The 21736-nt window shown below is 66.6% G+C and carries 18 protein-coding genes; 9 read left to right on the top strand and 9 right to left on the bottom strand.

Annotation, left to right across the window (positions count from 1 at the left end; genetic code table 11):
• The first annotated feature begins 171 nt into the window (after positions 1 to 171).
• The 3 genes from D3877_RS25885 to D3877_RS25875 are packed head-to-tail and all read left to right on the top strand — an operon-like array spanning position 172 to position 3349.
• The gene (locus D3877_RS25885) at positions 172 to 1056 is read left to right on the top strand and encodes an SMP-30/gluconolactonase/LRE family protein (protein ID WP_119834037.1); all 885 of its coding nucleotides are present in this window, start codon (positions 172 to 174) and stop codon (positions 1054 to 1056) included.
• Positions 1057 to 1061: 5 nt separating this feature from the next.
• Entirely contained in the window at positions 1062 to 1904 is an 843-nt protein-coding gene (locus D3877_RS25880) for an NAD-dependent epimerase/dehydratase family protein (protein WP_119834036.1), read from the top strand.
• Positions 1905 to 1906: 2 nt separating this feature from the next.
• On the top strand, positions 1907 to 3349 hold the full coding sequence (locus tag D3877_RS25875) for an aldehyde dehydrogenase family protein (RefSeq protein ID WP_119833693.1): 1443 nt from the start codon (positions 1907 to 1909) through the stop codon (positions 3347 to 3349).
• Positions 3350 to 3400: 51 nt separating this feature from the next.
• Here D3877_RS25875 and D3877_RS25870 read toward each other — a convergent pair whose 3' ends face one another.
• From D3877_RS25870 to D3877_RS25860, 3 genes are all read right to left on the bottom strand, one after another.
• The gene (locus D3877_RS25870) at positions 3401 to 4150 is read right to left on the bottom strand and encodes a response regulator transcription factor (RefSeq protein ID WP_119833692.1); all 750 of its coding nucleotides are present in this window, start codon (positions 4148 to 4150) and stop codon (positions 3401 to 3403) included.
• A 181-nt stretch (positions 4151 to 4331) separates the two neighbouring features.
• On the bottom strand, positions 4332 to 5591 hold the full coding sequence (locus D3877_RS25865) for a DUF1501 domain-containing protein (RefSeq protein ID WP_119833691.1): 1260 nt from the start codon (positions 5589 to 5591) through the stop codon (positions 4332 to 4334).
• A 15-nt stretch (positions 5592 to 5606) separates the two neighbouring features.
• Complete coding sequence (locus tag D3877_RS25860) at positions 5607 to 7172, bottom strand: DUF1800 domain-containing protein (protein WP_238475090.1); 1566 nt, start codon at positions 7170 to 7172, stop codon at positions 5607 to 5609.
• Positions 7173 to 7447: 275 nt separating this feature from the next.
• Between D3877_RS25860 and D3877_RS30035 the strand changes: the two genes are divergently transcribed.
• Entirely contained in the window at positions 7448 to 7615 is a 168-nt protein-coding gene (locus tag D3877_RS30035) for a hypothetical protein (RefSeq protein WP_158600011.1), read from the top strand.
• A gap of 44 nt (positions 7616 to 7659) precedes the next feature.
• The gene (locus tag D3877_RS25855; protein WP_119833690.1) at positions 7660 to 8688 is read left to right on the top strand and encodes a methyl-accepting chemotaxis protein; all 1029 of its coding nucleotides are present in this window, start codon (positions 7660 to 7662) and stop codon (positions 8686 to 8688) included.
• A 28-nt stretch (positions 8689 to 8716) separates the two neighbouring features.
• Here the strand turns inward: D3877_RS25855 and D3877_RS25850 are convergent, their stop codons facing one another.
• Positions 8717 to 8980 (bottom strand): hypothetical protein, encoded by a 264-nt coding sequence (locus D3877_RS25850; protein WP_199720994.1) that lies wholly within the window; start codon positions 8978 to 8980, stop codon positions 8717 to 8719.
• A 96-nt stretch (positions 8981 to 9076) separates the two neighbouring features.
• Positions 9077 to 9478, bottom strand: a complete 402-nt coding sequence (locus D3877_RS25845; RefSeq protein ID WP_119833689.1) for a DUF1636 family protein — start codon at positions 9476 to 9478, stop codon at positions 9077 to 9079.
• 200 nt (positions 9479 to 9678) lie between these two features.
• On the opposite strand from D3877_RS25845, the gene D3877_RS25840 reads away from it, so the two are divergent.
• The 3 genes from D3877_RS25840 (at position 9679) to D3877_RS25830 (ending at position 16294) form a co-directional block, all read left to right on the top strand.
• The gene (locus tag D3877_RS25840) at positions 9679 to 13074 is read left to right on the top strand and encodes a hybrid sensor histidine kinase/response regulator (RefSeq protein ID WP_119833688.1); all 3396 of its coding nucleotides are present in this window, start codon (positions 9679 to 9681) and stop codon (positions 13072 to 13074) included.
• 4 nt (positions 13075 to 13078) lie between these two features.
• Entirely contained in the window at positions 13079 to 14005 is a 927-nt protein-coding gene (locus D3877_RS25835; protein ID WP_119833687.1) for a response regulator transcription factor, read from the top strand.
• Between the two features lie 255 nt (positions 14006 to 14260).
• Entirely contained in the window at positions 14261 to 16294 is a 2034-nt protein-coding gene (locus D3877_RS25830; RefSeq protein WP_119833686.1) for a methyl-accepting chemotaxis protein, read from the top strand.
• 14 nt (positions 16295 to 16308) lie between these two features.
• On the opposite strand, the gene D3877_RS25825 is transcribed toward D3877_RS25830, so the two are convergent.
• From D3877_RS25825 to D3877_RS25810, 4 genes are all read right to left on the bottom strand, one after another.
• Complete coding sequence (locus tag D3877_RS25825) at positions 16309 to 16761, bottom strand: MaoC/PaaZ C-terminal domain-containing protein (protein ID WP_119833685.1); 453 nt, start codon at positions 16759 to 16761, stop codon at positions 16309 to 16311.
• 43 nt (positions 16762 to 16804) lie between these two features.
• Positions 16805 to 18106 carry a hemolysin family protein gene (locus tag D3877_RS25820; RefSeq protein ID WP_119833684.1) on the bottom strand — a complete coding sequence of 434 codons (1302 nt, stop codon included), beginning with the start codon at positions 18104 to 18106 and terminating at the stop codon, positions 16805 to 16807.
• Positions 18107 to 18131: 25 nt separating this feature from the next.
• A complete protein-coding gene (locus D3877_RS25815; protein ID WP_119833683.1) occupies positions 18132 to 18791 on the bottom strand; it encodes an exopolysaccharide biosynthesis protein in 660 nt (219 codons plus the stop codon).
• 151 nt (positions 18792 to 18942) lie between these two features.
• Positions 18943 to 19383: a response regulator gene (locus tag D3877_RS25810; RefSeq protein WP_119833682.1), complete on the bottom strand. Its 441-nt coding sequence runs from the start codon at positions 19381 to 19383 to the stop codon at positions 18943 to 18945.
• Positions 19384 to 19612: 229 nt separating this feature from the next.
• On the opposite strand from D3877_RS25810, the gene D3877_RS25805 reads away from it, so the two are divergent.
• The gene (locus D3877_RS25805) at positions 19613 to 21736 is read left to right on the top strand and encodes an ATP-binding protein (RefSeq protein WP_238475089.1); all 2124 of its coding nucleotides are present in this window, start codon (positions 19613 to 19615) and stop codon (positions 21734 to 21736) included.

Raw genomic sequence — 21736 nt, 5'->3', positions numbered from 1 at the left:
CGCCATTTTCCTGTGTTGCGGCGCAAAAAACGTCGCGCTCACTGGTCAATCCATAAATTTGTTTGACAACATAGGCCCGCAAATTGATTCTTCCGCCAACGCAGCGTTCCGCCATGCCGCCCATTGGGCGCGGCTGGGCCGCTCGCCTTGGAATTTGAGGGAGATCGGCCCATGCTTGGCCCGATGCAGTGTCTGGTGGACGCCCGCGCCCGCGTCGGGGAAAGCCCGGTCTGGGACGCGGCCAGCAACCGCCTGTTCTGGGTGGACATTCTGGCGGGGGCGCTGTCCGCCGTCGATCTGGGCAGCGGAGCGGTGCAGTCCTGGCCTTTGCCGGGCGCCGTCGGCTCCATCGCGCTGTGCCGCAACGGCGACGTGGCGGTCGCCCTGCCCAACGGCGTTCACATCCTGTCGCTGACCAGCGGGGCCTTGCGCCTGCTGGTCGATCCCGAACCGGACCAGCCGACCAACCGGCTGAACGACGGGAAGGCCGGACCCGACGGGGCCTTTTGGGTCGGCAGCATGGACGACCGCCCGGTGAAGGAGCCGGTCGCCGCCTTGTACCGCGTCACCCCCGATGGCCGGGCGGAGCGCAAGATCGACGGCCTGCTGGTGTCCAACGGGCTGGCCTGGAGCGCCGACGGGCGGACCATGTTCCATTCCGATTCGCGCGGCCCCTGGATCGACCGCTGGGATTTCGACCCCGCCACCGGGGCCATCGCCAACCGGACCCGCATCGCCACCCTGACCAACGAGGAGGGTCGCCCCGACGGCGCGGCGACCGATGTGGAGGGCTGTTACTGGAGTTGCGGCGTCTCGGCGGGTTGCCTGAACCGCTTTTCCCCCGACGGCGCGCTGTTGGCCCGCTATCCCCTGCCCGTTCCCGCCCCGACCATGTGCGCCTTTGGCGGCCCGGACCTGCGCACCCTGTTCGTCACCAGCCTGCGCGAGGGCCTGTCCGACGCCGTTTTGGCCGACCATCCGCTGTCGGGCGGGGTTTTCATGATGCGAACCGAGGTCGAAGGCGTCCCGGTTGGCCGTTTTCAGCACAAAGGGTGATGCCCATGCACATTCTGATGACCGGCGCCGGCGGCGCCGTCGCCACCGCGCTGACCCCGCGCCTGACCGCGCTGGGCCACCGCCTGCGCTTCAGCGACCGGGTCCGCCCGCCGGGGCTGCCCGACGACGCCGATTTTGTCCTGGCCGAATTGACCGACGAGGCCGCCGTGTTCCGCGCCTGCGACGGCGTGGACGCGGTGCTGCATCTGGGCGCGATCTCGTCGGAGGATTCCTTTGACCGCATCCTCGACGTCAACATCCGGGGCGCCCACAACGTCTTCGAGGGCGCGCGGCGGGCGGGCAACCGCCGGGTGATCTTCGCCAGCTCCAACCACGCCATCGGCATGTACCCGCGCAGCGTCACGCTCGACGAAACCGCCCCGCCCCGCCCCGACAGCTATTACGGGCTGAGCAAGGCCTATGGCGAGTTGCTGGCCCGGATGTATTGGGACAAGCATGGGCTGGAAAGCGCCTGCCTGCGCATCGGCTCTTGCGAGGTCAAGCCAACCCAGAAGCGCCACATCAGCACCTGGCTCAGCCACGACGACCTCGCCCATCTCATCGACCGCTGCCTGCGGGCCGAGGGGCTGGGCGCGGCGATTTTCTATGGCGTGTCGGCCAATGAGCGGCGCTGGTGGCGCGACCGTTCGGCGGACACCATTGGCTACCACCCCAAGGACAACGCCGAGGATTACGCCGGTCTGCCCGGTATGCAAGATCCGATGCCGAACATGCTGGACGAGACGCATCAGGGCGGTACCTTCGTCAGCGCCAATTACACCCGCGCCCTGCCCCCCGCCGACGCGCGGGAGGCGACGGGCGCCGAACCGCAGCAGGGAAGCCTCTGATAATGGCCGACGTTTACGCGAACCTCATCGGCGGCGAATGGGTCGCCACCACCACCGCCAGCCGCAACATCAACCCATCGGACCTGTCCGACGTGGTCGGGGAGTACGCGCAGGCCGACGCCGCGCAGACCGCCGCCGCCATCGACGCGGCGGCGGCGGCGTTCCCCACCTGGGCCGCCGCCTCGCCCCAACACCGCAGCGACGTCCTCGACGCCGCCGGGTCGGCGATTCTGGCCCACAAGAACGAGTTGGGCCGCCTGCTGTCGCGGGAAGAGGGCAAGCCCCTGCCCGAAGGCATCGGCGAGGTCACGCGCGCCGGGCAGATCTTCAAATATTTCGCGGGCGAGGCCCTGCGCCTGTCCGGCGAACGGCTGGATTCGACCCGCCCCGGCGTCGATGTGGACATCACCCGCGAACCGCTGGGCGTCATCGGCCTCATCACGCCGTGGAATTTCCCCAGCGCCATTCCGGCCTGGAAAATCGCCCCGGCCCTGGCCTATGGCAACACCGTGGTGATGAAGCCCGCCGACATGGTGCCGGGGTCGTCCTGGGCGCTGGCCGAGATCCTGCTCAAGGCCGGGATTCCGGCGGGCGTGTTCAATCTGGTCATGGGGCGCGGTTCGGTGGTGGGCGAGGCCATCGTGTCGTCGCCCAAGGTCAACGCCATCAGCTTCACCGGATCGGTCGCCACCGGGCGGCGCATCGGCGCGCGCGCCTTTGAAACGGGAAAGAAGTTTCAGCTTGAGATGGGCGGCAAGAATCCGCTGGTCGTGCTGGACGACGCCGATCTCAGCCTCGCCGTGGGCGCCGCGCTGACCGGCGCCTTCTATTCCACCGGGCAACGCTGCACAGCGTCCTCCCGTCTGGTGGTGACGGAGGGCATCCATGACCGCTTCGTCGCCGCCCTGGCCGAGGAGATGAACGCGCTGTCGGTCGATCACGCGTTGAAGCCCGGCACGACCATCGGCCCGGTGGTGTCGCAGGATCAGCTTGAACAGGATCTCCGCTACATCGCCATCGCCAAGGATGAAGGCGCGCGGCTGGTCACGGGCGGCGAGCGGCTGACCCGCGAGACCGACGGCTATTACCTGTCCCCTGCCCTGTTCGCCGACACCGCCAACAGCATGCGGATCAACCGGGAAGAGGTGTTCGGCCCGGTCGCCTCCGTCATCCGCGTTCGCGATTATGACGAGGCTCTCTCGGTCGCCAACGACACCGAATTCGGCTTGTCGTCGGGCATCTGCACCAACTCGCTGAAGCACGCCACCCATTTCAAGCGCCACGCGCAGGCGGGCATGGTCATGGTCAATCTGCCGACCGCCGGGGTCGATCCGCACGCGCCGTTCGGCGGGCGTAAGGGATCGAGCTATGGCGCGCGCGAACAGGGGGCCTACGCGCGCGATTTCTACACGACGATCAAGACCGCTTATGTGTTTGGCGGCTGAGCGCTCGCGCTTGATCGCTTGAAAGCCGCATGAGGAACGCGGGCGGGGAACTCACCCCGCCCCGTTTCCATCCGGACCGCTGACGACCGCGCCGACAAAGGCGTAACCGACGCCGTGAACCGCCTGAACCGGCAAGGCCACGCCCGTGTGCTCCTCCACCTTGATGCGCAGGCGGCGGACCAACGAATCGATGGAGCGGCTGTAGGGATCCCAATCCCGTCCGGTCAACGCCATGGCGATGGCTTGGCGCGTCACCGCTTCGCCCGGCGCGACAACCAACAAGCAAAGGAATTTGTATTCCGTGGCGGTCAGCGACACCGCAGCCCCGCCGGGCGCCTGAAGCCGCCATTCCGTTTCGTCGAACCGCCAGCTCTTCTTGCTGTCGTCCAACGACGCCGGAGGCGCGCGACGCAGCGGCAGCGGCGCCGAGCTTGCGTTTTTTTGCAGACGGCGGAACAGGGCCTTGATCTGCGCCTCGACCTCACGGAAATCGATGGGCTTCACCAAATAGACGTCGGCCCCCAATTCCAGGCCAATCACCCGGTCGATCAACCCCGAGCGCGCCGTCAGCATGATGATGGCCGCCTGGGAAACCGCGCGCACGCGCTGGGCGACGGAAAAACCATCCTCGTTGGGCAGGTTGACGTCCAAGACAATGACGTCCGCCCCATGGCTGTTCAAAAGCGCGTCCATCTCTTCCCCGCTGGACGCTCCATACACATGGAACCCGCAGCGGCTCAGATAGTCCACCAAATCGTCGCGAAGGTCGGCCTCGTCTTCGACCACGATGATGCGCGCCACAGCGATCTCAACCCCACAGCCCAATTCTGTGAAGCGATACTAACCATCGGCGCGCGCCTTCGCCAACGCAAAGCGGCGGCCAGCAAAGGAAATCCGTGTTCGATCAAAGATTTGTTCAGAGAGAGACACTTCTGAGTTGAAATTTCAAACAGCGCGCGTCCCATCTTTCGGCATCGCTCGATCAGGCCAGAATCCCCAACCGCCGCGCGGTCCAATTGGGGAAAACCGACGCGCCAACCAGTTCGGCCAACACGGCGCGGTAATCGGTGGTGACAGCCAGATCGACACCCCGATCAAGCTGGTGGCTGGCCAAACCGGGCCATTGGCCCAGCATCCGCCCACCCGCCACCCGACCGCCCAAGACCAGCATGGCGCCGCCATGGCCATGATCGGTGCCCTGGCTCTTGTTGCCGCGCAACCGCCGCCCGAACTCGCTGAGCACCACCATGGTCACGCGCCCATGGTCGCGGTGGCTGTCGGCGTAAAAGGCCGCCAGCGCGCGGGACAACTGACGAACCGCGTTGGAAAAGCGTCCGGGCTGATGTTCATGGGTGTCCCAACCGCCGACGTCGACCCAGGCCAGCCGCAGCCCGATGTCCATCTTCAGCAGGCGCGCCACGGTTTGCAGACCGCGCCCGGCCTCCGTCTCCTCGTAAACCGCCCCGCCCTCGGCGGCGTAGGGCGCGACCTTGCCATCGGGCAGTCGGGGCAATTGGCCGTCGATGGTGGACAGGCCGCTCAACGCTGATCGGGCGGCGCTCGCATAGGGACCATCAGCCCCACGAAACAGCCCGGCCAACACATCGGCGGCCTGCGCGCCGCCGGGAGGGGCCAAGCCGGACCGCAGATCGGCGACCGCCAGAGCCGACCCATAGCCCATCAAGGCCGCCGGGGTGTTGGACGCGGCGGAAATCGCCCCAACGCCGGAAACCCCATTCTCCGCCAGCCAGCGCGCAGCCCAGCCGGTGCCGACACGGCTCAACTCCGCTTCGCCGCCGACGCCGCGCTCCATCAGATCCTGCGCCACGAAATGGCTGCGCGTGCCATCGGAAAGACCGGCGGCGTGGATGATCGCCAGATTCCCGCCCTGATACAGCTCCGCCAGGGGCGCCGCCTCTGGATGCAAGCGGAAATCAATGCCGGAGGCCAGGGATTGGGCCAGCCGGACGCCCGCCATCGGCCCGTCCTCCGCCACCCGCAATTCAGGCGGACGGGCGGCGCGGTAGTCGGGATCATCGACCGGCGCGACAAGGTTGAGCGTGTCGGCCCCGCCGCGCAGAAACACCACAACCAGGGTTTCCGCCCCGGGAGCGGCGGCGGAGGAAGCGGCCCCACCGGCGGCGTAAGCCACATGCGGCAGACCCGGAATCAGACTCAACCCGGTGGCGAGACCGCCTTGCAGCAGCAGCCGACGGGTGACGGCGAAGGATGGATGGGTCATCGTCAATGTCTCCCTTCAACGCGCCTGGAACCGGGGCGCCATGGCGACGTAGGCGGCAAGGCGGCGCAGCTTGGCGTCGCCATCCTTGGCGCCCGGCGTCAGCGTCGCCGCCGGGTCGAGCTTCATGCCGATCAAGATCGCTTGCGTGACAGCGGGATCAGGCGCGGCCCCATGCAGCGCGCGTTGCCAGCCATCCGTCGCCTCTTGCGCCGTCACCGGCCCGGGAAAGGGAAGGCCGGTATCGAGCGGCCCGGTCTTCCACCAATTTTCCGCCAACCCGAGCAGCAGGGTCCAACGACGGCGGATCGCCGCCGCGCCCAACCAGGCCTCATTCCGATCCGGGTAGCCGGTGGGCGGCGGACAACCGAACAAGCGCTGGCCGCTGCCGTCCAACTCGCCGATCAGGCCGTTGGTCGCGGTGAAATCAACCGCCGTCGCCCGCGCGAAGGAGGCGACCAGCTCCAACGGGCGTTTGACCTTGCTGGCCTGACTGTCGGCAAACTCACGAGACAGCGCGATGGCGCGGACCACCCGGCGGATCTGGTCGGGTTTGCGGCGATTCTCGGTCCAGACCTGCGCGGCGGCCTTCACCAGAGAGTCGGGCGGATCATCCGACAGCAGCCGGGCGCACAGCTTGCGGCAGAGGTGCAGCGCCGTCGCCGGGTGATCGGCGACCAGGCTCAACACCCGCTTCCCATCGTCCATCGGCGCTTGGAAGGGGTCGAACTCCCGCCCCAACACGCGTTTTTGGTAATTGTCGTGCCAGCTTTCGACATAGACGAAGCGTCCGGTCGCGGGCAAGCGTTGCTCGCCGCCCAACCCCGCGCCATCCTCCACCGCCCAGCCGGTGAAGGCGCGGGCCGCTTCATAGACGTCCTGGTCGATGTAGCCAGCGGGGTTGCCCGCCTGCGCCCCCGGCACCTCGCGCCATTTGTTGTAAAGGGCGTTCAGATAGGCGTCGCGGCCCAAACCATGCAGTTCGAACAGCTCGCGGGCGTAATTCTCGTTGGCGCTTCCGGCGCGGGAGGAGCGGTTGTTCAAATAGACCAGCATCGCGCCGCTGCCGCCCACCGCCTCTAGAAACTCCCGAAAATTGCCCAGCGCGTGGCGGCGGATCACGTCGCGGTCGTAGCTGGGCAAGGCCGCCGCCACCGCCTGCTCGCCCGCGTTCACGTTGAAATGATTGTGCCAGAAATCGACCAGCACCTCGCGCAATTGCCAACGGCTGTGAACGGCGCGAATCAGCGTCGCCGCCGTCACCTCCAGGCGGGGGAATTGGCGTTCCGGTCCGGCGAAGGGTTTTTTGCCGTCGGACAGCGGCCACAGATCGTCAATCGGCTTGGTCAGGCTGGCCAATGGGCGCATCTCCTCCACCGCCGTCCAACCGTCTCCGGCGCCGTATTTGATGCGCAGCCGACAGGCGTCCAAACTCCGCTGGCACGCCTCGTCCTGCCCGTCAGCGGGAGACAGTTGCTCGTCCAGCCAGCGCGGCAGGCCTGTGCGTCGCAACACCTCGGCCTCCCCCGGTTTGGGGCCGAAGGTCAAACGAGTCAGGGCGCGGGTTGAAAAGCTGTCATCCATTGATCGGACTCCCGTGGGCGCAGCGAAGACCAGCATCATGGAACAAGACGCGCGCCATGGGATGTTGTCTTTTCAGGACATCGCCCGCCACGGCCGCAGCCGCGTTCCATGAAAAATTCGCTCAAATCCAATGTATCCCGCAATAAATTTGCAACAAATATAGGGCGTTGGAATTCGTTATAACTGTCATACTCTGGTAACGATTTGGAAAGAAGATTGGCGTCACAGTTGTTGCATCGCAGCATGGCGGCCCTGCTTTTCCACCGGAGGCGGCGATGACGAACAACGACGCAGCAACGCAAGACCGGGACGCCCGGCTGCTGTTCGCCCGTTACAGCCAGCAATCCCCGCGCTGGCAAGGGCTGTCTTGGGACGCTCTGCGAGAGGACACGCGGCGCCTGTTCCGCCGTGAGGCGGCCTGGAGTCTCCACCCGCAAAATTGACGCTCGCCATCGCCCAACGGATCACACACGGCAAGGGGACGCTCATGACCAACCCAGGCAACAACCTGTTCGATCTGTCGCGCGGCGTGTTGGACGTCGCGTCGCAGAAGGTGTCGCGGATTGAGGAGATCACCCGCCGCATGAAGATGCTGGCGATGAACGCCCTGATCGAGGCGGCGCGGGCGGGCGACAATGGCCGGGGCTTCGCCGTGGTGGCGAACGAGGTGTCGGAAATCTCCACCCAAGTGAACGGAATCACCAAGGAATTGCGGTCGGAAATCGTCGCCCGCGTCGATCACCTGACCACGACCGGCAGCGCCATCGTGCAGGAGATGCACGGCAAGCGGCTGGCCGACCTGTCCTTGAACATGATCGAAATCATCGACCGCAATCTGTATGAGCGCTCGTGTGATGTGCGCTGGTGGGCGACCGACCGCGCCATGGTCGATTGCGCCGCCGCCCCGACCGACGACGCCCGCCGTCACGCCACCCGGCGGCTGGGGGTGATTCTGGAATCCTACACGGTCTATCTGGATCTGTGGATCGCCGACCGCGATGGCCGGGTGATCGCCAACGGGCGCCCCGACCGCTACCGCAACGCCCAAACCGCGACGGTGGCGGACGAGCCATGGTTCCGGCAGGCGTTGGCCACCCGCAACGGCGGGGAATTCATCGTCGGCGACGTCACCCGCAACAAGATTCTCGACGACCGGGTGGTCGCCACCTACGCCACCGCCATCCGCCGCGACGGCGAAGCGAACGGCGAGGTTCTGGGCGTGCTGGGCATCTTCTTTGATTGGGAACCGCAGGCCGCCGCCGTGGTGCAAGGGGTGCGGTTGGAAGAGGAGGAGCGCGAACGCTCGCGCTGCCTGCTGCTTGACGCCCGCCATCGGGTGATCGCGTCGTCGGATGGTCACGGCGTTCTGACCGAAACCGTGCCTCTGCGCCGCGACGGCGGCAGCATGGGCCATTACACCGACCCGCGCGGGAAGCTGATCGGCTACGCGCTGACGCCGGGGTATGAAACCTACAAGGGGCTGGGCTGGTACGGCGTCATCGTGCAGGCGCCCTGACGCGCCTGCACGATGACATGAGGCTTGGTCAGTGGGTCGCCGTCATCCCGTGGCAGTCGAAGGCCCCGGACACCGCGCTGGCGTTGCGCAGATCCACCGCCTCGACCAGATCGCGGACCTCGTCGGCCAACTCGTCGGCGGTCCAGCCATGGCTGTCGGCCCCGGCCACCACCAGCAGACGCAGGGTGGTGCGCAGCAGGTCGCCCGACTCCCAACCATTCCGGCATTCCGCGTCGCGGGCGGTCTGGAGCAGGGACGTGGCGAACGCCAGGACATCCTGTTCGATCTTCATGGCCGGAGCCTCCGCGCGTTTGTTCGTGACGTCAACAATATGACGACCGCAACGCCCGCTTGTCAAATGGCTCTTTGTGCTGATGCGAACAAAGACCTAAGTCTTGCTTTGATCCGCCGCCGCGTCGGTGAAGGGCGGCATTCTGGAAACGAAACGACCCTTGACACCTTGCGGCCATTGCTTGAACGGAACGATTCCGTTGGTGGTCTCGGCGTAAGCGCGCAGATAGCTGACCAGGGTTTCGACCGTGCCGTCGTCGGGCGGGAAATCGCCCAGCACATAGCTCATCCGCTCCGGCGACCGCACCGCGACCGAACAGGCGCGGCGGCAGCTCATCAGGCAGCTTTGCGGGCGCAGCCGGACCTTGGCCGCCAAATCCGGGTTGTCCGCCAAGGCTCGTTCCATCAACGCAACCAATTGCGCGCCCGCGCGGGGCGTGGCGTCGGGCGAATCGCCCTCGCGGCGGCAGGTGTCACAAACAAGAAGATCAACAGGCATGGAACCGCTTTCGCAATGATTGCCGACCGGGCGGAATGGCCCGCGCGACCGCCCAGTGCTAGCGATGACCGAGCGTCTTTGTCAACCATCACCCGCCCCGCCTGCGACACAGCTTGCCAAGCGGCGGCAAACTTCCGACCATGCCCGTCAGCCCCAGGGGCGGCGGCAAGCGACAGCGGCGATCCAGACGACAGGCGGGCATGAGCGCACGGCAACGAATTGTTCGCGAACGGCGGCAGTACAACCAGCTCGCCGCCGACCAGACGCTGGAAGATTACGCCCTGCGCTACACGGCGGAGCGGGCGCGGCGCTGGACGGCGTGGCGGGTCGCCAACACGGCGCTGGGGGCGATTTCCTTTCTGGCCTGCGAGGCGATTGGCGCGGCGGTGACGCTGACCTACGGCTTCGCCAACGCCATGGCGGCCATTCTCACCGTCGGGATCCTCAGCATTCTGGTCGGCCTGCCGATCACCTACCACGCGGCCAAGGCCGGGGTGGACATCGACCTGTTGGCGCGCGGGGCCGGGTTCGGTTATCTGGGATCGACCATCACCTCGCTGGTCTACGCCTCCTTCACCTTCATCCTGTTTTCCATCGAAGCCAGCATCATGTCCGCCGGGCTTCAGATGGTGCTGGGGATTCCGGCCTGGATCGCCCACGTCATCAGCTCGCTGGCGGTGATTCCCATCGCGGTCTACGGCATCCGCTTCATCAGCCGGATGCAGGTGGCGACGCAACCGATCTGGATCGTCCTGCAATGCGCGCCGCTCGCCACGCTGGCCCTGCTGGATCCGGCGACGCTGGCCGAATGGATGGCGGTTCCCGGCACGCTGGGCGGCGGCGACGGTTTGGCGCTGCTGCCCTTCGGCATGGCGGCGTCGGTGCTGCTGTCGCTGCTGCCGCAGATCGGCGAACAGGTCGATTACCTGCGCTTCCTGCCCTCGGTGGCGCGGGTAGGGCGGGCGCGCTGGTGGAGCGCCCTGCTGATCGGCGGCCCCGGCTGGGTGCTGATCGGCAGCCTGAAGCTGGTCGCCGGGTCGCTGCTGGCCTTTCTGGCGATGAAACACGGCCTGTCGGCGGAGGACGCGGCGCAGCCGACCCAGATGTATCATCTGGCCTTTCTCGACCTGTTCGGCTCGCCCGGCGTGGCGCTGGCGCTGACTGGGATTTTCGTCGTCGTCTGCCAGATGAAGATCAACGTCACCAACGCCTACGCCGGGTCCATCGCCTGGTCGAATTTCTTTTCCCGCCTGACCCGCAGCCATCCGGGCCGCGTCGTCTGGCTGGTGTTCAACGTGCTGCTGGCGCTGCTGCTGATGGAAATCGGCATTCTCAGCGTGATCGAAAGCATTTTGGGCCTCTACGCCAACGTCGCCGTCGGCTGGCTGGGCGCCGTCGCCGCCGATCTGGCGATCAACAAGCCGCTGGGCTTCAGCCCCCGTCACATCGAGTTCAAGCGCGCCCATCTCTACGACATCAACCCGGTGGGGGTCGGGGCGATGGGGCTGTCGGTGTTGTGCTCGACCACCGCCTTTTTCGGGCTGCTCGGCCCGGTGGCGCAGGCGCTGGCCCCTTTTCTGGGGCTGGTCGTCGCCTTCGCCGCCGCGCCGCTGATCGCTTGGAAGACGCAAGGCCGCTATTACCTCGCCCGCCCGGCCGTCGGGCTGCCGGAGGGGACGGCGGAGATCCGCTGCTCCATCTGCGAAAACCCGTTCGAGCGCCGCGACATGGCCCATTGCCCGGCCTATGACGCGCCAATCTGCTCGCTCTGCTGCACGTTGGAGGCGCGTTGCCACGATCTGTGCAAGACCAACAGCCGCTTTGCCGACCAGATCGCCCATTTCCTGCAAGGGGTTTTGCCGCGCCGGATCGCGGCGGGGGTGCACAGCCGCACCGGCCATTTCATCGGGGTGATGACGCTGTTCACCCTGGTGATCGGCGGGGTGCTGCTGGTCATCGACTTCCAATACGCCAACACCGACGCCGCCGAGCGCGCGGCCATCCACACCGCCCTGTTCGGCGTGTTCGTCTGCCTGTTCATTCTGTCCGGCGTCGCCGCGTGGCTGCTGGTTCTGGCCCATGAAAGCCGCCAGAAGGCGGAGGAGGAAACCGGGCGCCAGACCGCCATGCTGATGGACGAAATCGCCGCGCACGAGCGCACCGACGCCGCCCTGCAAAAGGCCAAGGAGGTGGCGGAGGCCGCCAACGCCGCCAAAAGCCGCTACATCATCGGCGTCAGCCACGAGATCCGCGCGCCGTTGAACGCGATATCCGGCTACGCCCAATTGCTGGAGCGCAACGCCACCGCCCGCCCGGAGGACGCCGTCCGCGTCATCCGCCGCAGCGCCGAGCATCTGTCCAACCTGATCGACGGGTTGCTGGACATCTCCAAGATCGAATCGGGCCTGCGGCGGCTCAGCCGCGACAAGATCAACCTGATCGAGTTCCTCGACCAGTTGGCCGACATGTTCCGCATCCAGGCCACCGCCAAGGGTCTTGAGTTCCGCTATGAGCGGGTGCGCCATTTGCCGACCTACGTCCACAGCGACAGCAAGATCCTCCGGCAAATCCTCATCAACCTGCTGTCCAACGCGGTGAAATACACCGAAAAGGGCTATGTTTCGCTGACCGTGCGCTACCGCAGCCAGACCGCCGAGTTTGAGATCGCCGACAGCGGCATCGGCATCCGACCGGAGGATCTCGACCGCGTGTTCGAACCGTTCGAGCGCGGGCATGGCGGCGCGGTGCGGACGATTCCCGGCACCGGCCTGGGCCTGACCATCACCCGGCTGCTGACCCGGATCATGGGCGGCGACCTTGCGTTGCGCAGCGCGCTGGGACAGGGCAGCGCCTTCACCGTGCGGCTTCTGCTGTCCGAAGCGATGCACAGGCCGGGGGAGGTGGCCGCCCGCCGCGCCGTCTGCGGTTTCGCCGGGCCGCCGATCAAGGTGCTGCTGGCCGACGACGACCAGGATCATCTGGCGCTGATGACCGACATTCTGAAACCGTTGGGCTTCGTGCTGTTCACCGCGTCGGACGCCGCCGCTTGTCTGGCGCTGGCGGCGCAATGCATGCCGGACGTCGCTCTGCTCGACATCTCCATGCCCGGCGAAAGCGGTTGGGACGTCGCCGACGGCCTGCGCCGCCTGTTCGGCGACCGCATCCGCATCATCATGGTGTCGGCCAACGCCTATGAGGCGCAGGGGCCGGGGGATGGGCGGGCGCCGCACAACGCCTTCGTCGCCAAACCCATCGACATCCACGCCCTGCTCGACCAGATCCAGGCGCTGACCGGGCTGGAATGGATCCACGCCGCCGATCCGCCGCCTCCGCACACTCCCGAACCGAGCGCCCCGCCCGCTCCCGCCCCGTCGCCAAAATCATTGCCGCGACACATCGACGACCTGCGCCAATTGGGGCGGATCGGTTACATTCGCGGGATCGAAGCCAAGCTGCGCGAGATCGAGGCCGAGGACGCCAGCGCCCTCCCCGTTGTCGAGCGGTTGCGCGCCCTGCTGCGCGCCTTCGATCTGAAGGGTTACATGCGAAGTCTGGACGAGATCGCCGCGACGATCCGCCCCGGCGATGGAAGTTGAGCCGATGAAGCGCCGCGACATGATCCTGGTGGTGGACGACACGCCCGACACGCTGGGATTCCTCACCGAAGCCATTGAACAGGCGGATCTGACCGTGCTGGTCGCGGTGGATGGCGAAAGCGCGCTGGAGCTGCTGGGCCAGATCACCCCCGACCTGATCCTGATGGACGCGGTGATGCCCGGCCTGGACGGGTTCGAGACCTGTCGGCGGCTGAAGCAGGTTCCCCATTTGTCCCATCTGCCGGTGATCTTCATGACCGGCCTCAGCGACACCGAGCATGTGGTGAAGGGGCTGGAGGCGGGCGGCGTCGATTACCTGACCAAACCGATCATCGTGGACGAGTTGATCGCCCGCATCCGCGTCCATCTGACCAACGCGCGGGTGTCCTACGGCGCGCGCGCCGCGCTGGACGCCACCGGGCGCTTTCTGCTGGCGACCAACGGCGAGGGCCGGTTGCTGTGGTGCACGCCGCAGGCCGAACGGCTGCTGAACGGCCTGCTGCCCGGCCCGGACGGCGCAAGCTCCCCGCTGGCGGCGACCCTGTCGGCGGGCTTGAACCGGCTGCGCCAAGTTCCCGCCGGATCGAACGACAGCTTTCGGCTGGAGGTTCCCGACGGCGACGCCGTGCGACGGTTGGACTTCGTCTATCTCAGCCCGGCCAACCCGGACGAATTCCTGTTCCGGCTCAGCGAACCCACCGCCGGGCGGCAGGAAGCCATCCTGCGCGACGCGCTGGGCCTGACCGCGCGCGAGGCCGAGGTGCTGCTGTGGATCGCCAACGGCAAGGCCAACCGCGACATTGGCGAGATTCTGGGCATCAGCCCGCGCACCGTGAACAAGCATCTGGAACAGGTTTTCGCCAAGCTGGGCGTTGAAAACCGCGCCTCGGCGGCGGCGCTCGCCATCCGCGCGCTCGCCGCGCGGGGATGATTGCAGCCAATCCGCTTTCTCGCCCCCGGCGCCGCCCGCGTGCGCTGGCCGCGCCGTCTGATTTTCTCGCCCCTTAATTGAATTAAATAACTCATTGTGAATTAGTTATTGACCGGGCAGAACTGTTCGTAAGACTATCAATCTCAGACACCACCAAAGACCGATCCTTGCCCAAAAAGGCCGCCCCCAACCGGCGAGGGGACGCAGGCCGGGCCGAACCACACCCAAAAATCCGCCGGGGAGGAAGGCACAACCATGCTCCGGCTCAGAGATTTGCCCATCACCGTCAAGATCGCCAGCCTGGGCGTCGCGATGACCGTCGGCATCGCCGTCGTCGCCTGGAAGGGGTATGACGGCATCGTGACGACCAGCGACGCCCTGTCCCAGTACGAAAGCATTTCCCAACAGGACATCCGCCTGCGTCAGTTGCGGGTTGGCATGTTGGAAATCCGTCTGGCGCTGGAACGTTTCCTCGCCAAGGGCGACGCCGCCAGCGTGGACGAGGTTCAACAGGGGCTGAAGGCCATCGCCGCCGCCCTGACCGGCGCCGCCGCTGGCGATTCCCGGCAGGGCCGCGAGTTGGAGCGCATCGGCGCCCTGGTCGCCAGCTATGGCGAGGCGTTCAAGAGCGTGCTGGATTTGCAAGGCCGGCGGGACGCCTCGGTGGCGCTGCTGCGCGGGTTGGGAACGGCGTTGAACGGACAACTGTCCGGCCTGATGGAGGCGGCGCGCAAGACCGACGCCCCGCCGCTCGCCGACGCGGCGGGCGACGTGATGAAGCTGTCGCTGACCGCCCAACTCGCCGTTGGCCGCTTCGCCGTGACCAGCGAGCGCAGCGACGCCGAGAGCGCGGCCAAGGCCATCGAATCGCTGACGCAGGCGCTCGCCGCCCTGAAAGCTCGCCCAGACGCCGCGCCGCTGGCCGAGATCGTCGGCCGGGTCTCCGGCACCGCCGCCGTCTACAGCCGCAACGTCGCCGATCTGTCGGAGGTCGCGCAGGAACGCCAGCGCATCGCCACCGGCGTGCTCGACACCAACGGCCAGCAAATCGGCAAGGAGATGGAGGCGCTCTCCGCCCTGCAAAGCGCCGAACGCGACCGCATCGGCCAAAGCGCCGTCGCCCAGGCGGCGGAGGCCGTCGCCTCGGTTTTCACCATCGGCGGGGCGCTGGTGGTGGTCGGGCTGCTCGCCTCCATCCTGATGGGCCGGATGATCGCCGTGCCGATCCTGCGCATCACCCGGATCATGGACGCCCTGTCGCGCGGCGGGGAAACCATCATCCTGACCGACGCCGCCCGCCGCGACGAAATCGGCACGATGGCCCGCGCCCTGACCGTCTTTCAGGAGCATCGCGACCGGGTCGAACGCATGCGGACGGAGCGCGAAGAGATGGAGCGGGCGGCGCTGGCCGACCGGCGGGCCAGCATGCTGGCGTTGGCCGACGGTATCGAAACCGGCATCCAAACCATGGTGCGCGGCATGAGCGAGCGGATCGAGGGGTTGCGCGTCGCCGCCGCTGTGATGGCCGACAACGCCCAGCGGACCAGCGCGCACAGCGCGTCGGTCGCCGAAACCAGCCAATTGGCCTCGGCCAACGTCCGTTCGGTCGCCGCCGCGACGGAGGAGATGAACGCCACCAGCCAGGAAATCGCCCGGCAGATCGGCCATTCCGCCAAGGTCGCCGTGTCCGCCGCCGCCCAGGCCGACGGCGCCGACCACAATGTCCAGGAGCTGGCCGCCGCCGTGGTTCGCATTTCTCAGGTGGTGGACATCATCCGGGCGATTTCCTCGCAAACCAACCTGCTGGCGCTGAACGCCTTCATTGAGGCGGCGCGCGCCGGGGACAGCGGCAAAGGCTTCGCCGTCGTCGCCAACGAGGTCAAGCTGTTGTCGAGCCAGACGGCGCGGTCAACCGACGACATCGCCGCGCAAATCGACATGGTGCGAACCGACACCGACCGCACCGTGACCGCCGTGCGCGACATCGTCGGAATCGTCAGCGAGTTGCACCAGGCCGCCGCCGCCATCGCCGCCGCCATTGACCAACAGCGCGGCGCCTTGGCCGAGATTGGCCGCAACATCCATCAGGCCGCCGCCGGAACCGAAGACATCAACGCCCACGCCGCCAACGTGTCGGACGAGGCCCGGCAAACCCTGTCGGTCGCCGCCGAGGTCGCCGCCACCGCCGACGCCCTGATCGGCGAGGCCAGCCAGTTGCGGCGCAGCGTGGAGGGCTTCGTCGCCGACATCCGCGACCGGAACCGCAGCGGCGCGGCGCTGGCGGCGTAAGAGGGAGCGGTCGCTCAGACCGAAATCGCGCGGGTCGCGACGATGTGGCTCATCACGCAGGTCATCACGGTCTCGCCACGCTGGTTCAGCGTGGCGTAGGCCAGCCGCACCGTGCCCCGGTCGCCGCGACGCGACGCCTTGGTCTCCACCACCTCGACCCGCACGCGGATGGTGTCGCCGGGACGCACCGGCATCAGCCAGCGCAGCTCATCCATGCCGGAGCCGCCAAGCCCGGTGCCGGTGATGATCCCGGTGTCGCGCAGCAGACGGAAGGTCAGCGACAGGGTGTGAAAGCCGCTGGCGATCAACCCCTGGAACGGTCCCGCCGCCGCCGCGACCACGTCGATGTGAAAGGGCTGCGGGTCAAAGCGTTGGGCGAAATCCATGATCATGCTGTCGGTCAGGGTCGCCCCCTCCGACTCGATCACGTCGCCGATCTGGAAATCCTCGAACCACCGCCCGGCCATGCGCCGCCCCTCCCCGTTTTGTTTTTGGAACGCCCCCGGCGCGTCAGCTTTCCGCTTCGTCGGGGTCGCGTTGAATCAGCACCTTGTCGATGCGGCGGCCATCCATGTCCACCACCTCGAAACGGATGCCGCGCCAGTGAAAATGCTCCGCCGCTGTCGGGACATGGCCGAAATGGTTGAGCAGGAAGCCCGCCAGCGTGTGGAAATCGCCGTCGCCCTTCATGTTCTTCATGCCGACCAGCGCCTCGACCTCCTCGATCGGGGACATGCCGTCCACCAGCCAACTGCCATCCTCGCGTTGCACGGCGGCGGCCTCGCTGTCCTGGCCCAACTCGGGCAATTCGCCCGCGATGGCTTCCAGGATGTCGGTCATGGTGACGATGCCCTCGACGCTGCCATACTCGTCCACCACCACCGCCATATGGACGCTGGCCTGTTTGAAGAGTTCCAGCAGGCGCAGCACAGGCGTGCCGTCATGCACCACCAGGGGTTTGGCCAGCGCCGCGCGCAGGTCAAAGGGTTTGCCGTTCAGCGACTGGTCCAACAGCGCCTTGGTGGAGACGATGCCCTGCACCTCGTCCACGTCGCCGCTGCACACGGGAAAGCGGGAATAGCCGCTGTCGCGGATCTCGCGGCTGACCATGTCGATGGGATCGTTGACGTCCAGCCAAATCACGTCCGGGCGGGGCGTCATGATCGAGCGGACGCTGCGGTCGGCCAGATGCAGGACGCCCTCGATCATTTGCCGTTCCGCCGGATCGAACACGCCGGTTTGCGTGCCTTCCTTGATGAGGGTCTTGACCTCCTCCTCGGTCACGGTCTGCTCGCGCACGGTGGGCAGGCGCAGCAGCTTCAACACCGCGTCGCCCGACAGGCCCAGAAGCCAAACAACCGGCGCGGACACCCGCGACACCGTGCTCATCGGCCCGGCGACCAGGCAGGCGATTCGCTCCGCGTCCACCAGCGCCATGCGCTTTGGCACCAGCTCGCCAATGATGAGCGAGAAATAGGTGATCGCGGCGACCACCAGAGTGAAGGCCACCGGCTGGCCATAGGGCGCGATCCACGACACCTCGTTCAGCACCAGCCCCAACCGATCCGCCAGAGTGGCCCCGCCATAGGCGCCGGCGACGATGCCGGTGACGCTGATGCCGACCTGAACGGTGGACAGGAAGCGGCTGGGATCCTCCGACAGGGTCAGGGCCGCGCGGGCGCCCTTCCCCCCCTTCCCTTCGGCCATCTGCTGAAGCCGGGCGCGGCGCGCCGACACCAGCGCCATTTCCGACATGGCGAAAAAGGCGTTGAGCAGGATCAACAGCAGAATGACCAGCAATTCCCAGATCATGGCGTCATGCCCGAAGGGCGCTCCCTCAGCCGAAAAGATAGTGCCACGCCGCCCCGCCCGCCGTGCCCAAACCCAAGAGGACAGCGGCGACGATGAACAGCGCGATGATGCCGGACGCAAGCCCGGCCAGAACGAAAAGCCCGTCGCGCTCGATCAGACCCAGCGCGATCAGGGCGATGGCGAAGGCGGGCGGTTGATTGCCGAACACGATGGGCAGCGCCAGCGCGGCGGCCAAGAGCATGATCGCCAGCCCAAGACCGCGTTCGGCCCGCGCCCCGACCATGGTGGGCAGGCGGGGCCGCAAATGGCGCTCCACCCGCTCCGCCCAAGGGCGCGCCCGCCGCATCACGGCCAAAAAGGCGTCACGGTCCAGCGTGACCGCCTGAACCCGGCGCGGCAGCCACAGGCCGGAACGGCCAAAGGCCATCTGCGCGCCGATCAAAATCATCGGCACGCCGGTCGCCGTGGACAGGCCGGGAACTGGCAAAATGTTGGGAATCGACAGGATCAGCAGCAACGCGCCAAAGGCGCGGTCGCCCAGCACCGCCAACACATCGCCCAGCGCGATGCGGGGGTGGTGATCCGTGGTCAGAAAATCATTGAGAAGATCGGAAGCGCGCGTCCGCCCGGACGGATCGCCCGAACGGATTTGGTCAGACGACCCGGAAGGTCGATCTTTGCTCACGGCAGTCCCCGGCTCCAAAAGCGGCGAAGACCGGGTGACGGGTGTTGCGGAGCCATGGACCTTTTGCAGCGCAGCGGCGATGACGCTCTTTCTACAGGATGCGGGCCGGAAGCGCCAGCACGGGTTGAGGTCTACGCCTTGGCTGTCCGGCTTAGGTCTGCGCCCGCTGCTGAAGAGCGAAGCCCAGTCGTTTCATCAGATCCGTTTTGGACACCGGCTTCACCAGATAGCCGGAAATGCCATAGGCGATGGCCCGCTTGACCATGTCGGCCTCGCGATGGCCGGTCAGCACGATCACCGGCAATTCAGCCAGCGGGTTTCCCGTCGCGGTTCGCAAGGCGTGCAGCAGGTCCAGGCCGCCCATGCGCGGCATTTCCAGATCGCAGATGGCGATGTCCACATCATGGCCATTCTTGCGCAGAACGTCCAACGCCTGCACGCCGTCGGACGCCTCGAACACCAGCCGGACCCGAATGTCGTGCAGCAGGCGTGAAATCAGCTTGCGGGTGAAATCATCGTCTTCGATCAACAAGACGCCCAGATCGTGAATCGTCCGAATGCGACGGGTTCCGTTTCCAGCCTCCAGACCCATCCCGCGTCTCCCCTTGTGCGGCGTTCTGTCCGCCACCTGATCATCCTGATTAAAATCAGTGTCGGTGGTGCAGTATTGACTATTCGTTAACAAAGTAACTTTCGCGGCGCAATGTTTCGTCGTTTTTCCGGCTCCAAACCGGATGCAATTGATGTGGCGGCGATGGAAAAGACCGGCGGGACGCCGTATTCTGCGATTCACGCTCACCATTTTGGACCGCTCCCCCGCCGTGACCACGCTCCCCCCCCTGCCGACGATTGAGGATGGCGCGCCCCTGCCGCCCGCCGACATGCTCATCGCCGTGGTGGAAGCCACCGGGGCGGGAATCGTGATCGCCGACCCAACCCGTCCCGACATGCCGCTGGTCTATTGCAACCGCGCCTTTTTGGAGATGACCGGCTACGAGGCCAGGGAGGTGGTCGGGCGCAACTGCCGGTTCCTGCAAGGCCCCGACACCGATCCGGCCACCATCGCCGAAATCCGCGCCGCCATGGCCGAAGCCCGTCCGACCTCGGTCGAGATTCTCAACCACCGCAAGGACGGCGCGCCCTTTTGGAACGCGCTGTCGCTGCGTCCGATCTTTGGCCCGGATGGCGGCGTGCGCTGGTTCGCCGGGTCCTGCACCGACGTCACCCGTAGCCATCGGTCGGAGCGGGAGTTGCGCGACGCTCAGAATCAATTGACCAAGCTGGCCGCCGAAACCTTCGCCCTGGCCGAGGATCTGGACCGGGCGCGGGAAGAGGCGGACGAGGCCCGCATCGCCGCCGAAAACGCCAGCCGCGCCAAATCGCGCTTTCTGGCGATGATGAGCCACGAGTTGCGCACCCCGATGACCGCCGTCATCGGCATGGGCGATCTGTTGATGGGAACCCCGCTCAGCGACCAGCAAAAGACCTTCGTCAAGACCTTGCGCTCGTCAGCGGAAACCCTGTTGAGCATTCTGAACGACGTTCTCGATTTCTCGAAGATCGAGGCCGGGCAACTGGCGCTGGAGGAGATCGACTTTTCGCTGCACCGATTGATCGACGACGTCGTTCAACTGTTTCTGGTGCGCGCCGCCGCCAAGGGGTTGAGTCTGTCGGCCTCCATCGCCGAGGACACGCCGCGCCATGTCCGTGGCGATCCGACGCGGCTGCGGCAGATTCTGTTCAATCTGGTGTCGAACGCCATCAAATTCACCGAGCGCGGCGGCGTCGAGATCACCGTCTGGTCGCCCGACGCGCCAATCTCCGATCCAAAAGGCGATGGCGCCGCGTCGCCGATCACCCTGCGGTTCGAGGTCCACGACACCGGAATCGGCATGACCCCGGAGCAGCAAGGCCGATTGTTCGGCGCCTTCGTCCAGGCGGACGCGTCCACCAGCCGCAAATATGGCGGGACCGGCCTGGGGCTGGCCATTTGCAAGCGGTTGGTCGAGGCGATGGGCGGCGAAATCTCCCTCTCAAGCGCGCCAGGAGAAGGCGCGATTTTTCGCTTTTCGCTCCTGACGCGCGCGTCCGAAGCCGCGCCGCCGCCCGAACTGGGCGCGCGATCAACGCTGACCGTGACGCCATCGGCCAGCGTTTCGACGGTGTCCCTGCGCCTGCTGCTGGCCGAAGACAACGACGTCAACCGCATGCTCATCACCGCCATGCTGACGCGGTTGGGCCATCGGATCGACGCGGTGGTCAACGGGCTGGAGGCGGTCGAGGCGTTGCAAGAGTCCGACTATGACCTGTTGCTGCTGGACATGGAAATGCCGGTGATGGACGGGCGCGCCACCGCAAAAGCGATCCGTTGCATGAACTCCCCCGTCTCCCGCATTCCCATCGTCGGCATTTCCGCCGACGCCCTGCCCGAACACCGCGACGGCCACATGACCGCCGGTCTCGACGCTTATCTGACCAAGCCGATTGAGTGGGACCATTTGAACGCTGTCATCCTTGACCTTGTCGCGCGCCCGGACGACGGGCGCGCCGTCCCTGTTCCCAGCCGCTCCCCCCCGGAAAGCGAAGCCTTCGCCCGGCTTCCGCTGGTGGATCGGGTCAAACAGGCCGAATTGCGGCTGGCCTTGGGCAGCCAGAGCCTGGACGGCATGCTGCTGCTTCTGCCAGAAACCGCGTCGCGCGAAGTCTTCGCCATCCAGGCGGCGCTGCAAGACAACCACCCGCGCGCGTTGAAGCAAGCGGCCCACACGCTGGCCGGGCTGGCGGCCAATTTCGGCACGCCGCGCGTCGCCGCCATCGCCAAGCTCATCAACGATCAGCACACGGACAGCGAACGGGTCGCCGCCTTGCTGCCCTTGCTGGAGGCCGCCGTCACCGCGACCAACCGCCACCTCCAGGAACCCGACGCGCATCCTGGCGCCGACTGA

The sequence above is a fragment of the Azospirillum cavernae genome, assembly GCF_003590795.1.
Lineage (GTDB): Bacteria > Pseudomonadota > Alphaproteobacteria > Azospirillales > Azospirillaceae > Azospirillum > Azospirillum cavernae.
The sequence above is the reverse complement of the archived record's forward strand: the minus strand, read 5'-3'. Positions and strand labels throughout refer to the sequence as shown.

Excerpts from the sequence above, each read along its gene's own strand:
- D3877_RS25825 (WP_119833685.1), bottom strand. The coding sequence starts at position 16,761 with ATGGCCGGGCGGTGGTTCGAGGATTTCCAGATCGGCGACGTGATCGAG.
- D3877_RS25835 (WP_119833687.1), top strand. The coding sequence starts at position 13,079 with ATGAAGCGCCGCGACATGATCCTGGTGGTGGACGACACGCCCGACACG.
- D3877_RS25810 (WP_119833682.1), bottom strand. The coding sequence starts at position 19,383 with ATGGGTCTGGAGGCTGGAAACGGAACCCGTCGCATTCGGACGATTCAC.
- D3877_RS25830 (WP_119833686.1), top strand. The coding sequence starts at position 14,261 with ATGCTCCGGCTCAGAGATTTGCCCATCACCGTCAAGATCGCCAGCCTG.
- D3877_RS25840 (WP_119833688.1), top strand. The coding sequence starts at position 9,679 with ATGAGCGCACGGCAACGAATTGTTCGCGAACGGCGGCAGTACAACCAG.
- D3877_RS25865 (WP_119833691.1), bottom strand. The coding sequence starts at position 5,591 with ATGACCCATCCATCCTTCGCCGTCACCCGTCGGCTGCTGCTGCAAGGC.
- D3877_RS25855 (WP_119833690.1), top strand. The coding sequence starts at position 7,660 with ATGACCAACCCAGGCAACAACCTGTTCGATCTGTCGCGCGGCGTGTTG.
- D3877_RS25820 (WP_119833684.1), bottom strand. The coding sequence starts at position 18,106 with ATGATCTGGGAATTGCTGGTCATTCTGCTGTTGATCCTGCTCAACGCC.
- D3877_RS30035 (WP_158600011.1), top strand. The coding sequence starts at position 7,448 with ATGACGAACAACGACGCAGCAACGCAAGACCGGGACGCCCGGCTGCTG.
- D3877_RS25875 (WP_119833693.1), top strand. The coding sequence starts at position 1,907 with ATGGCCGACGTTTACGCGAACCTCATCGGCGGCGAATGGGTCGCCACC.
- D3877_RS25845 (WP_119833689.1), bottom strand. The coding sequence starts at position 9,478 with ATGCCTGTTGATCTTCTTGTTTGTGACACCTGCCGCCGCGAGGGCGAT.
- D3877_RS25880 (WP_119834036.1), top strand. The coding sequence starts at position 1,062 with ATGCACATTCTGATGACCGGCGCCGGCGGCGCCGTCGCCACCGCGCTG.
- D3877_RS25885 (WP_119834037.1), top strand. The coding sequence starts at position 172 with ATGCTTGGCCCGATGCAGTGTCTGGTGGACGCCCGCGCCCGCGTCGGG.
- D3877_RS25850 (WP_199720994.1), bottom strand. The coding sequence starts at position 8,980 with ATGAAGATCGAACAGGATGTCCTGGCGTTCGCCACGTCCCTGCTCCAG.
- D3877_RS25860 (WP_238475090.1), bottom strand. The coding sequence starts at position 7,172 with ATGGATGACAGCTTTTCAACCCGCGCCCTGACTCGTTTGACCTTCGGC.